Below are 10,857 nucleotides of genomic sequence, written 5' to 3'. Positions count from 1 at the left end.
CCGGAAGGGGAGGAAGCCATGCGGGAGAGGATGCGGCGCGTCACGCGACGCCTGCGGTCGGGGTGGGGTGAGCTCGTCGCCGACGAGGTCGGTGACGTCCCCGGTTGGGTGCTCATCACGCTCATGACGTCGGGGATCGTCGTGCTGATCTGGGCGCTCGCGGGTCCGGCGCTCAGCGGCCTGTTCCAGCAGGCCATCGACAGCGTCTCGGGCCTCTGAGGTGCCGGCTCGGAAAAGGAGCCTGGCCGACGACACGGGATCCGCGCCGGTCGAGTTCGTCCTGGTCGGGCTCCTGCTGACGGCGCTGACCCTCGGCGTGATCCAGCTCGGCGTGGCGGTGTACGTACGCAACGTCGTCCATGACGCGGCCATCACGGGCGCGCATCAGGCGGCTCTCGCGGACGAGACAGTCGGGGCCGGCGTCGACCGCACACGGGAGCTCATCCGTCGCGCGATCGGCGCGGCCTACGCGGGCGAAATCACGGGCCGGTCGAACGCGGACACGGTCGAGATGGTCGTCCGCGCACCGCTGCCGGTGATCGGTCTGTGGGGACCCGCCGGGGCGATGGAGGTGCGGGGCCATGCGCCGCGCGAGACGCTGGAGTGAGCTCCTCGACGACCGCGGATCGGCGGCGCTGGAGTTCATCGTGGTCGGCCTGCTGCTCCTCGTGCCGATCACGTACCTCGTCGTCGCGCTCGGGCAGATCCAGGGGCAGTCGCTCGGGGTCCAGGCCGGCGCCCGCGTCATCGCCCGTGCGGTCGCGACCGCTCCGGATGCCGCGACGGCGAGCGAGCGCGCCCATCGGGAGCTCGCGAGCATCGCGGCGGAGTACGAGCTCGACCCGGGCCTGATCGCGATCGACCTCGCGTGCGCTCCGGCCGGGGTCGCCTGCCCGAGCGCCGGCGCGACAGTGACCGTTACCGTCTCGACGAGGGTCGCGCTCCCGCTCGTGCCGCCCGTGTTCGGCGCCGACCGGGCCGCCTCCGTGCCCGTCGAGGCGCGCGCGACGCAGAAGGTCTCCCGCTTCTGGAGCGGACGGTGAGGGGGATGCGCCGGCTCGCCGCCGACGAGGACGGCAGCATCCTGCCGCTCGCGGTGGGATACGCGCTGCTGGCGCTCGTGCTCGTGTTCGTCTGCACGTGCGCGACCAGCCTGCACCTCGCCCAGCAGCGACTCGACCAGCTGGCGGATGCCGCGGCGCTCGCGGGCGCCGACGGGTTCACGATCGCGCTTGAGCAGGGCGCGCCCGTCGCGACGTTGACGGACGCCGCGGTCCGGGCGCAGGCCGAGGCGATCCTCGCGGGGGAGGAGGACGTCGTTCTCGCCTCCGCCACGGCGCCCGACGGCCGCTCGGCGCGCGTGGAGGTGCGGGCGCAGTGGCGCACGCCGATCCTGTCCGCGTTCGTCCCCGCGACGGTCACGCTCGCGTCGATCGCGACGAGCCGCACGGCCCTCCGCTGACCCGTCACGCCGGCCGGTGCGATCCGACCCGACCCCGGACCGCCGGCCCCCACCCCGCCGATCGCCCGTCACGCCGGCCGGCCCCGCAGAACTCCTGCAGAACGCCGGCGGCGCGGGCAGCGTCGCCCGTGATTCTGCGGGCACCACCCCGCAGGTTGCAGGGATTGCAGGAGTTGTGCGCGCGATCGCGCGCGGACGGGTCGGCTCAGATGCCGCCGGGGTCGGTCAGCATCGCGCGCAGCCGCTCGGCTTCGCCCGGGGCCATCGCGTAGCCGTGCTCCGGCGCCGGGTAGGCGCCCGTGCGCACCTCGTCGGCGTACGCCGCGATGCCCGCGGTGATCGCGGCGCCCAGCTCGGCGTACCGCTTCACGAACCGCGCCTGGTGCCCGTCGTTGATCCCGAGCAGATCGTGGAAGACGAGCACCTGCCCGTCGGTCGCCGAGCCCGCGCCGATGCCGATGACGGGGAGCGAGAGGGCCGGCATGATGGCCGCGGTCGCCTCGCTGGGGAAGGCCTCCAGCACGAGCGCGAAGCACCCCGCCTCCTGCAGGGCGATCGCGGCGTCGTGCACGTCGCGCGCCGCGACGGCGGTGCGACCCTGCGCCCGGTAGCCGCCCAGGGCGCCGACGCTCTGCGGCGTGAGCCCGACGTGTCCCATCACCGGGATGCCGGCGGCGACGATCGCGCGGGCGCGATCCGCGGTGGTGCCTCCGCGCTCGACCTTGACCGCGTCGCATCCGGCTTCCTTCACGAAGCGCTGCGCGGTGCGGACGGCCTGCTCGTCGGACGCCTCGTACGATCCGAAGGGGAGGTCGGCGACCAGCAGGGGCGTGGTCAGTCCGCGCCGCACGGCCGCCGTCAGCATGAGCATCTCCTCGACCGACACCGGCACAGTGCTGTCGTAGCCGAGCACCGTCATCGCGCCCGAGTCGCCGACGAGCACGGCGTCGACGCCCGCGGCCTCCGCGGCGCGCGCGCCCGGATAGTCGTAGGCCGTCACCATGACGATGGGCTCGCCGTCGGCCTTCTTGCGCGCGAGCGTCGTGACTGTGACCCGCGATCCGGGGGTCGCGGGGGAGGCGCTCACCGCCCCTCCCCGGAGCGGAGCTCGGACGGATCGGTGTCGACGGCGACGATCGCGTTGCGTTCGTCGACGTGGACGACGAGTGGCGCGAATCCGTCGAGCTCGCTGTCGTCCACGTCCGCGTAGGAGATGACGATCACGGTGTCGCCGGGGTGGACGAGCCGCGCGGCGGCGCCGTTGAGCTGCAGGTCGCCGGACCCGCGCGCACCGGCGATCGCGTAGGTCACGAGGCGCGCGCCGTTGTCGACGTCGACGACGTGCACCTGTTCGTTCTCGCGGATGTCGGCGGCCTCGAGCAGGTTCGGGTCGATCGTGATCGAGCCGACGTAGTTGAGGTCGCTGCCGGTCACCCGGCCGCGGTGGATCTTGGACTTCAGCATCGTCCGGCGCATCAGTGGCTCTCCAGGATCGTGTTGTCGATGAGTCGCGCCGCGCCCACCCGGGCGGCGACGGCAAGCAGGGCGACCGGGGCGACGGCGTCGACCTCGGTCAGGTCGTCGGGCGATCGCAGATCGAGGTATTCGGGCTGGATGTCCGCCGCGGCGAGCTCCGCGCGGGCGGCGCCGAGCACCGCGTCCGCCGTGACGTCGCCCCGCGCGACCGCGGCCTCGGCGGCGGCGAGGGCGCGGTGCAACGCGGTCGCGCGCTCGCGCGCCGGCGCGTCGAGGTAGACGTTGCGGGAGCTCATCGCCAGCCCGTCCGGCTCGCGGACGATCGGGCACGCGACGATCTCCACCGGGATGTCGAGGTCGCGCGCCATCCGCCGCACCACGAGGATCTGCTGCGCGTCCTTCTGCCCGAAGTACGCGGCATCCGGCGCGACGATCCCGAACAGCTTCGCGACGACCGTGGCGACGCCGTCGAAGTGCTCCGGCCCGCGGGATGCGCCGCACATCACGTCGGTGACGGCGGCGACGTGGATCCTGGTCGCGAACCCGTCCGGGTACATCTCGGCGGGGGAGGGGGCGAAGAGGATGTCGGCGCCCGCGCTCTCGGCGAGCTGCGCGTCGCGCTGCTCGTCCCGCGGGTAGGCCGCGAGGTCCTCGCTGGGCCCGAACTGGGTGGGGTTGACGAAGAGGGACACGACGACGAGATCGTGCGCGGCGCGCGCCGCGCGCATGAGCGACAGATGGCCCTCGTGGAAGGCGCCCATCGTCGGAACGAACCCGATCGTGGCGCCCTGCGCACGCGCCTCGCGGACGGCGGCACGCACGTCGGAGACCGAGCGGACGATTCTCATGTCACTCGTTCCTTCCTGCGAGGGCGCCGGTGCGGTCGGCCAGCACGTCGAACATCGGCAGCAGCTCGGGCGCGTGCGACTCCACCGCCGCGCGCTGCCGCGCGACCGTCTCGTGGTCGCCTCGCGCGATCGGTCCGGTGAGAGCCGCCTCCGGACCCTGCGCTGCCCAATTCTCCAGGGTACGCCGCACGAGCGGCACGAGGAGCGCACGCCCGTCCGCCGTCGGGGCGGCGGCCGCGAACAGCCGCTCCGCGGCGGCTTCGAGCGTCACGAGGAAGTTCGAGGCGAACGTCGCGGCCGCGTGATAGGCGGCGCGACGGCCGTCGGCGATCTCGAACGCGCGCATCCCGAGCAGGCCGGCGAGCCCGCGCGCGACGTCGAGAGCCTCGGCCGTCCGCCCGCCGACGGCACAGCCGATCCCGTCGAGGTCGGCCGGCCCGCCAGCGAACGTCTGCAGCGGATGCAGGCCGAAGTCGACGTCGTCGAGGGCCGTGGCGCCGGACGTGTGGCCGAGGAAGGCTCCGTGCCCGGCGGCCGCGGAGGCGGCATCCGGGATCTCGCGGTCGGGCACGCACAGCAGCACCACGTCGGCGGGGGCGATGGGCTCGCCGCGACCGCTCGGCCCGTGCACCGTCATCCCCGCGCGCACGAGGGCGCGCGCGAGCACCGGGCCGAGGCGTCCCCGGCCGACCACGCTCACGCTCGTGAGGGAGCGACCGTTCGGCAGCGAGAGAGGAGACATAGGAAGGGTGATCCCGATTTTAGCCGCTCCCCGAACGGCACCCGCCCGGCGTTCCGCGGGACGGGACTAGGGTGACCCCGTGGACCCCGTCGATGCGCTCACCGAGATCGCCTACCTCCTCGAACGGGAGCGGTCGAACGCCTACAAGGCGAAGGCGTTCCGGCGCGCGGGGGAGACGGTAGCCGCCCTCGACGAGGACGTGCTGCGGGATCCCGGGCGCCTCAAGAAGACCCCGGGCATCGGCGACTCCACGTTCACGGTGATCCAGCAGGCGCTCGCGGGGGAGGTCCCCGACTACCTCGCGGACCTCCGTGAGCGGCTCGGCCCTGCGCGGAAGAGCGCGCTGCGCGCGGCCCTGCGCGGCGACCTGCACTCCCACTCGGAGTGGTCCGACGGCACGACGTCGATCGACCTCATGGTGCGCAGCGCCCGGAGGCTCGGCCACGACTACCTCGCGCTGACGGACCATTCGCCGCGGCTCACGGTCGCGCGGGGGCTGTCTGCCGAGCGGCTCACGGAGCAGCTCGCGGTCGTGGAGAGGTTCCGCGGCGACGGCTTCACGCTGCTGAAGGGCATCGAGGTCGACATCAACGAGGACGGCACCCTCGACCAGACGCCCGAGATGCTCGACCAGCTCGACGTCGTCGTCGCGAGCGTGCATTCGAAGCTGAAGTCCGATCCGGCGGAGATGACGAAGCGGATGCTGCGCGCCGTGCGCGACCCGCACACCGACGTCCTCGGCCACATCACGGGGCGGCTGGTCGAGGGCTCGCGCGGCACACGGCCGGGCGCGACGTTCGACGCGCAGGCCGTCTTCGACGCGTGCGCCGAGCGCCGCGTCGCGGTCGAGATCAACTCGCGCCCCGAGCGGCAGGATCCGCCGGACGAGCTCATCGTCCAGGCCCTCGACGCCGGATGCCTCTTCTCGATCGACTCGGACGCCCACGCGCCCGGCCAGCTCTCCCTCCTCGACTACGGCGCGGAGCGCGCCGAGCGCCTCGGCGTCCCGCCCGAGCGCATCGTCACGACCTGGCCCCTGGGCGAGCTCCTCGCCTGGACCGCCCGCTGACCCCCGCCCCCCATCCATCCCCCCGCGCCCCGCGCCCCATCCATCCCCAGACCACCTCCTCCTCGCGAACACACGCCTTCACGACGCGATAAGGGGGTGGTCTCGCGAGGAGGGGGTGGGTTCGCGGGAATGGGAGGGAGGGAGGAGAGGGGAGGGGGGCGGGATCAGCGGCGGCGCGGGACGAAGCGGGGCACCCACCGGATGAACCCGACCGCGCCGAGGAGCCCGATCACCCCGATCGCGCCGGTCCCGACCGCGAGCGAGGTCAGGGCGGTGATCGCGGTGATGATCAGGGGCGCCGCGGCGCCCCCGGCGTCCGTCAGCGTCCGCCACGACCCGAGGAACGGGGCCGGGTCGGCGCGCGGGGCAACGTCGGCGCCGAGCGTCAGGAGGATACCGCTGGAGAGCCCGTTGCCGACGCCGAGGACGGCCGCGAACATGGCGTACCACATCGCCGCGGAGGACAGGTCGTGCGTGAACGAGAGCGCGAGGAAGCCGAGCGCCATGACCACCGTCGCCGGAAGCGCGGCCCACAGGCGGCCGAAGCGGTCCATGACCTGCCCGCTCGCGTAGAACAGGGCGAAGTCGATCGCGCCCGAGATGCCGACGACGAGCGCGATCGTCTGCGCGTCGAGTCCGATCGACACGCCCCACAGCGGCAGCACCGCCTGGCGGGCCGACCGCAGCGCCGACAGCGACGCGGCCGCGACCCCCAGCCGCGTGAGGACCGCGCGATGGCGCCACATCGTGCGCAGGATGCCGACGCGTTCGGCGGTCGGGATGGATCCGGTCACCGGCTCGCCGGTGTCCTCGACCTCCACGGCATCCTCGTCCGCGTCCGTCGCCGCGGGCGGGTCGGCGTCCGCCGCCCGCCGCTCCGGGTCGGGCCCGAACAGCACGAGCGCCGCCACCGCGACGAGCATCACGAGGAAGAACCACATGGCGGCCTGCTCGGCGCCGAAGATCGCGAGCAGGACCGCCGTGACGAACGGGCCGACGAAGACGCCGAGACGGAACGCGCCGCCGAGCAGCGACAGGGCGCGCGCCCGGAACCAGAGCGGCACGCGCGTCGTCATGAACGAGTGCCGGGCGAGGCCGAAGATCGCGGCGCAGAAGCCGATAAGGAACACGGCGGCCGAGAGGATGACGAGGTTCGTGGCGAGGAGGGCGCCGACCGCGCCGATCGCGGCGATGCCGCTGCCGAGCGCCATCGTGATGCGCTCGCCGAAGCGCGTGACCGCCCAGCCGGCCGGCAGGTTGCCGCAGAGCTGCCCGACCACGAGGAACGAGGTGACGAGGGCCGCCGCGGCGACGTCGCCGCCGAGCTGCGACGCGACGACCGGGATGAGCGGGATGACCGCACCCTCGCCGAGGGAGAACAGCACCGTCGGCCCGTAGATCATGGGCGCGAACCGCCGCAGCACGGACGCGGCGCTGTCGGTCACGGTCACCCACGTTAGTCCGGGCCGCTGCTCGGTCCGGCCCGCTAGTCTGGATCGTCATGCTCGACTTCGATCCCTCCGCCCAGATCCAAGCGCTCCGTTCGACGTTCGCCGACATCCAGGCCGTTGTCGATGTGGATGCGCTCCGTGCCGACATCGAGCGGCTGAGCGAGGAGGCGGGCGCGCCGAACCTCTGGGACGACACCGAGAACGCGCAGAAGGTGACGAGCGCCCTGAGCCACCGCCAGGCGGAGCTCAAGCGGGTCACCGACGTCGCGCAGCGCCTCGACGACCTCGAGGTGCTCGTCGAGCTCGCGAACGAGCTGGAGGACCTCGACTCGGTCGAGGAGGCCACGCGCGAGCTCGCCGATCTCGAGGGGGTCATCGGCCAGCTCGAGGTGCAGACGCTGCTGGACGGCGAGTACGACGACCGCTCGGCCGTCGTGACGATCCGCTCCGGGGCGGGCGGCGACGACGCGACCGACTTCGCGGAGATGCTGCTGCGCATGTATCTGCGCTGGGCCGAGCGCCACAAGTACCCGGTGAAGGTCATGGACACCTCCTACGCGGAGGGCGCGGGCATCAAGTCCGCGACGTTCGAGATCGACGCCCCCTATGCGTTCGGCACGCTCTCGGTCGAGGCCGGCACGCATCGCCTGGCCCGCATCAGCCCGTTCGGCTCGGCCGACAAGCGCCAGACGAGCTTCGCCGCGGTCGAGGTGATCCCGGTCATGGAGGAGGCCGTCGAGGTCGACATCCCCGAGGGCGACATCCGCGTCGACGTCTTCCGCTCCTCGGGGCCCGGCGGCCAGTCCGTCAACACGACCGACTCCGCGGTGCGGATCACCCACCTTCCGAGCGGCATCGTCGTGTCGATGCAGAACGAGAAGTCGCAGATCCAGAACCGCGCCGCCGCCATGCGCGTCCTGCAGACGCGCCTGCTCCTCCTCAAGCGCGAGGAGGAGGCCGCCAAAAAGAAGGAGCTCGCCGGCACGATCACCGCGAGCTGGGGCGACCAGATGCGCTCCTACTTCCTGTACGGGCAGCAGCTCGTGAAGGATCTCCGCACCGGCTACGAGGTCGGAAACCCCGCGACCGTGTTCGACGGCGACCTCGACGGCTTCATCGCCGCCGGCATCCGCTGGCGCAAGCGCCCCACGGACGACTGACCCGGGACACCCGGGTGTCGCACCCGGGATGCCGCAAACCGGCGCTTAGGCTCATCACGCCATGATCCGGTTCGAGAACGTCACCAAGCGGTATCGCGGCACCTCCCGGCCCGCTCTCCAGGGCGTGGACTTCGAGGTGCAGCGCGGGGAGTTCGTCTTCCTCGTCGGAGCCTCCGGCTCCGGGAAATCCTCGTGTCTGCGGTTGATCCTCCGCGAGGACATCCCCTCCGAGGGGCGGGTGATCGTGCTGGGGCACGACCTGCGCGCCCTGCCCAACAGCAAGGTTCCCTACTTCCGCCGGCATGTCGGCGCCGTGTTCCAGGACTTCCGGCTCCTGCCCACCAAGACGGTCTTCCAGAACGTCGCCTTCACGCTGCGCGTGATCGGCTCATCGCGCGGCTTCATCCAGCAGGCGGTCCCCGAGGCGCTCGCGCTCGTCGGCCTCTCCGGCAAGGAGAAGCGGATGCCGCACGAGCTGTCCGGCGGTGAGCAGCAGCGCGTCGCGATCGCGCGGGCGCTCGTGAACCGGCCGCAGGTGCTCCTCGCGGACGAGCCGACGGGAAACCTCGACCCCGCCACCTCGACGGACATCATGCAGCTGCTCGCGCGCATCAACGCGAACGGCACCACGGTCGTCATGGCCACGCACGAGGCCGGGTTCGTCGACCAGATGCAGCGGCGCGTGATCGAGCTGCGCGACGGCGAGATGGTCCGCGACGAGCGGCACGGCGGCTACGGCGACACGTCCGGGATCCCGCGGCTCGCCCCGCAGGTGGAGAAGGGCGCGGCCGCGGTCGCGGCCCTCACCGCCGTGCTCGAGCTGCACCGCGAGGTCTCCGACGCCGGTCCCGTCGAGCCCGCGCCCGCACCCGCGCAGGCCCCGGCGGCGCAGGCTCCGGCCGCGCCCCAGCCCGCGCCCGCGCGGCAGCCCGCGGCGGCTCCGCCGCCCGAGGCCCTGCGGCCCGCGGCATCCGCGCCCGCGCAGAACCGTCCGGCTCCGCTGCAGACCGGGCCGATCGACCTCGAGGAGCTCGGCCTCGCCGACCGCCTCGGTCTCTCCGGACGTGACGACGAAGTGGGGCCGACGCGATGAGGTTCGGTCTCGTTCTCTCCGAGGCGTTCACCGGCCTGCGCCGGAACGCGTCGATGGTGGTCTCGATCGTGCTCGTGACGTTCGTGTCGTTGACGTTCGTCGGCGCGGCGATGCTCATGCAGATGCAGATCGTGAAGATGCGCGACTTCTGGGTCGACCGGGCCCAGGTCGGGATCTATCTCTGCTCCTCCGTGTCCGATACGCCGACCTGCACGGGCGGTGCGGCGACCCAGGACCAGATCGATCAGGTGAAGGCGGAGCTCGACGGGCCGGCCCTGTCGCCGTTCATCAAGAACTACCGGTTCGAGACCAACCAGGACGCGTACCAGTCGGCGCTGCAGCAGCTCGGCTCGGGCTATCAGGGCATCCTGTCCGCCGACCAGTTCAACGCGACGTATTGGATCAACCTGAACGACCAGACCCAGTCCGACGTGATCGCCGAGGCGTTCAGCGGTAAGGCCGGCGTCGAACAGGTGAAGGATCAGATGCAGTACCTCGAACCCCTGTTCTCCGCCCTCACGATCGCGATCTACGTCGCCGTCGGGATCGCCGCGCTCATGCTCGTGGCGGCGGTCCTGCTCATCGCGACGACGATCCGGCTGTCCGCGTTCGCGCGAAGACGCGAGATCGGCATCATGAGGCTGGTCGGCGCATCCAACCGGTTCATCCAGACCCCGTTCGTTCTGGAGGGCGTGTTCGCAGCCTTGATCGGATCGGCCCTCGCGAGCGTCGCGGTGTGGGCCGGCGTGCGGTTCGGGATCGGCGACTATCTGACGTCGCGCGTGAGTTTCGTGACCACGTGGGTGGGGGCGGGTGACATCGCCATCGTGATCCCGGTCCTCATCGTGATCGGCGTCGTGCTCGCGGCGGTCTCCGCCGGCTTCGCCATCCGCCGCTGGCTCCGCGCCTGACCCACCCCGCTCCGCCCGCCCCCCGGTCCACCTCCGACGTGAGAACGCGGGTATGTCCCGAAATGGGGCCATTTCCAGGACACAAGCGCGTTCTCGCGTGGGGGGTGGATAAACTGGGGGGCTGTCATTCGCGGAGGATGACGGGGGATCGAGGGAGCACGCCATGCCCAGGGAACGCGGGGAGAAGGTCATCGCGACCAATCGTCGCGCGCGCCACGACTACGCCATCGAGAAGACGTACGAGGCGGGGCTCGTGCTCACCGGCACCGAGGTGAAGTCGCTGCGGCAGGGCCGCGCCAACCTCTCCGACGGGTATGCGTTCATCGACGGGGGACAGGCCTACCTCGACGCCGTCAACATCCCGGAGTACTCGCAGGGGCACTGGACGAACCACTCCGCCAAGCGCACGCGCAAGCTCCTCCTACACAAGGAGGAGATCGTGAAGCTCTCGCACGAGGTGTCTGCGGGCGGCTATACGCTCATTCCGCTGCGGCTCTACTTCTCGGACGGCCGGGCGAAGGTCGAGATCGCGGTCGCGAAGGGCAAGCGCGAGTTCGAGAAGCGGCAGACGATCCGCGAACGCGAGGACAAGCGCGAGGCCGAGCGCGCGATGCGCACCCGCAACCGTCTCGGTGACTGAGCCCG

Annotated in this window: 14 protein-coding genes; 9 read left to right on the top strand and 5 right to left on the bottom strand. The window is 72.1% G+C overall.

What is annotated here, in order from left to right; genetic code table 11:
* Positions 1–30: 30 nt before the first annotated feature.
* Genes ABCS02_RS32135 through ABCS02_RS32120 form a run of 4 tightly spaced genes read left to right on the top strand, consistent with a single transcriptional unit; the run spans position 31 to position 1,462 of the window.
* Positions 31–219, top strand: coding sequence for a hypothetical protein (locus tag ABCS02_RS32135; protein WP_345839866.1), 189 nt, complete (start codon positions 31–33; stop codon positions 217–219).
* Position 220: 1 nt separating this feature from the next.
* Positions 221–607 (top strand): TadE/TadG family type IV pilus assembly protein, encoded by a 387-nt coding sequence (locus ABCS02_RS32130; RefSeq protein ID WP_345839789.1) that lies wholly within the window; start codon positions 221–223, stop codon positions 605–607.
* The gene (locus ABCS02_RS32125; protein ID WP_345839788.1) at positions 582–1,043 is read left to right on the top strand and encodes a TadE family protein; all 462 of its coding nucleotides are present in this window, start codon (positions 582–584) and stop codon (positions 1,041–1,043) included. The genes ABCS02_RS32130 and ABCS02_RS32125 overlap by 26 nt, the downstream gene beginning before the upstream one ends.
* Before the next feature lie 5 nt (positions 1,044–1,048).
* Entirely contained in the window at positions 1,049–1,462 is a 414-nt protein-coding gene (locus tag ABCS02_RS32120; RefSeq protein ID WP_345839787.1) for a pilus assembly protein TadG-related protein, read from the top strand.
* A 205-nt stretch (positions 1,463–1,667) separates the two neighbouring features.
* Here ABCS02_RS32120 and panB read toward each other — a convergent pair whose 3' ends face one another.
* Genes panB through ABCS02_RS32100 form a run of 4 tightly spaced genes read right to left on the bottom strand, consistent with a single transcriptional unit; the run spans position 1,668 to position 4,528 of the window.
* On the bottom strand, positions 1,668–2,549 hold the full coding sequence (gene panB, locus ABCS02_RS32115; protein WP_345839786.1) for a 3-methyl-2-oxobutanoate hydroxymethyltransferase: 882 nt from the start codon (positions 2,547–2,549) through the stop codon (positions 1,668–1,670).
* Positions 2,546–2,926 (bottom strand): aspartate 1-decarboxylase, encoded by a 381-nt coding sequence (panD, locus tag ABCS02_RS32110; protein ID WP_345839785.1) that lies wholly within the window; start codon positions 2,924–2,926, stop codon positions 2,546–2,548. The genes panB and panD overlap by 4 nt, the downstream gene beginning before the upstream one ends.
* 11 nt (positions 2,927–2,937) lie before the next feature.
* On the bottom strand, positions 2,938–3,786 hold the full coding sequence (gene panC, locus ABCS02_RS32105) for a pantoate--beta-alanine ligase (protein WP_345839784.1): 849 nt from the start codon (positions 3,784–3,786) through the stop codon (positions 2,938–2,940).
* 1 nt (position 3,787) lies between these two features.
* Positions 3,788–4,528, bottom strand: coding sequence for a DUF2520 domain-containing protein (locus tag ABCS02_RS32100; protein ID WP_345839783.1), 741 nt, complete (start codon positions 4,526–4,528; stop codon positions 3,788–3,790).
* A 79-nt stretch (positions 4,529–4,607) separates the two neighbouring features.
* Between ABCS02_RS32100 and ABCS02_RS32095 the strand changes: the two genes are divergently transcribed.
* Entirely contained in the window at positions 4,608–5,597 is a 990-nt protein-coding gene (locus ABCS02_RS32095; RefSeq protein WP_345839782.1) for a PHP domain-containing protein, read from the top strand.
* A gap of 164 nt (positions 5,598–5,761) precedes the next feature.
* On the opposite strand, the gene ABCS02_RS32090 is transcribed toward ABCS02_RS32095, so the two are convergent.
* Positions 5,762–7,000: an MFS transporter gene (locus ABCS02_RS32090; RefSeq protein WP_345839865.1), complete on the bottom strand. Its 1,239-nt coding sequence runs from the start codon at positions 6,998–7,000 to the stop codon at positions 5,762–5,764.
* A 98-nt stretch (positions 7,001–7,098) separates the two neighbouring features.
* Here ABCS02_RS32090 and prfB point away from each other — a divergent pair, with 98 nt between their 5' ends.
* From prfB to smpB, 4 genes are all read left to right on the top strand, one after another.
* The gene (prfB, locus tag ABCS02_RS32085) at positions 7,099–8,208 is read left to right on the top strand and encodes a peptide chain release factor 2 (protein WP_345839781.1); all 1,110 of its coding nucleotides are present in this window, start codon (positions 7,099–7,101) and stop codon (positions 8,206–8,208) included.
* Between the two features lie 61 nt (positions 8,209–8,269).
* Positions 8,270–9,301, top strand: a complete 1,032-nt coding sequence (gene ftsE, locus ABCS02_RS32080) for a cell division ATP-binding protein FtsE (protein WP_345839780.1) — start codon at positions 8,270–8,272, stop codon at positions 9,299–9,301.
* Positions 9,298–10,212 carry a permease-like cell division protein FtsX gene (gene ftsX / locus ABCS02_RS32075; protein WP_345839779.1) on the top strand — a complete coding sequence of 305 codons (915 nt, stop codon included), beginning with the start codon at positions 9,298–9,300 and terminating at the stop codon, positions 10,210–10,212. Before ftsE ends, ftsX begins: the two co-directional genes overlap by 4 nt.
* A gap of 163 nt (positions 10,213–10,375) precedes the next feature.
* Entirely contained in the window at positions 10,376–10,852 is a 477-nt protein-coding gene (gene smpB, locus ABCS02_RS32070; protein ID WP_345839778.1) for an SsrA-binding protein SmpB, read from the top strand.
* The last annotated feature ends 5 nt before the right edge of the window (positions 10,853–10,857 follow it).

This window comes from Microbacterium sp. X-17 (assembly GCF_039615055.1).
This window is presented reverse-complemented; position numbering and strand designations above follow the sequence as displayed.

Bases quoted from the DNA above. Each gene is read 5' to 3' on its own strand.
- panD (WP_345839785.1), bottom strand. From the start codon at position 2,926: ATGCTGAAGTCCAAGATCCACCGCGGCCGGGTGACCGGCAGCGACCTC.
- ABCS02_RS32100 (WP_345839783.1), bottom strand. From the start codon at position 4,528: ATGTCTCCTCTCTCGCTGCCGAACGGTCGCTCCCTCACGAGCGTGAGC.
- ftsX (WP_345839779.1), top strand. From the start codon at position 9,298: ATGAGGTTCGGTCTCGTTCTCTCCGAGGCGTTCACCGGCCTGCGCCGG.
- ABCS02_RS32090 (WP_345839865.1), bottom strand. From the start codon at position 7,000: ATGATCTACGGGCCGACGGTGCTGTTCTCCCTCGGCGAGGGTGCGGTC.
- ftsE (WP_345839780.1), top strand. From the start codon at position 8,270: ATGATCCGGTTCGAGAACGTCACCAAGCGGTATCGCGGCACCTCCCGG.
- prfB (WP_345839781.1), top strand. From the start codon at position 7,099: ATGCTCGACTTCGATCCCTCCGCCCAGATCCAAGCGCTCCGTTCGACG.
- ABCS02_RS32135 (WP_345839866.1), top strand. From the start codon at position 31: ATGCGGCGCGTCACGCGACGCCTGCGGTCGGGGTGGGGTGAGCTCGTC.
- panC (WP_345839784.1), bottom strand. From the start codon at position 3,786: ATGAGAATCGTCCGCTCGGTCTCCGACGTGCGTGCCGCCGTCCGCGAG.
- smpB (WP_345839778.1), top strand. From the start codon at position 10,376: ATGCCCAGGGAACGCGGGGAGAAGGTCATCGCGACCAATCGTCGCGCG.
- ABCS02_RS32125 (WP_345839788.1), top strand. From the start codon at position 582: ATGCGCCGCGCGAGACGCTGGAGTGAGCTCCTCGACGACCGCGGATCG.
- ABCS02_RS32120 (WP_345839787.1), top strand. From the start codon at position 1,049: ATGCGCCGGCTCGCCGCCGACGAGGACGGCAGCATCCTGCCGCTCGCG.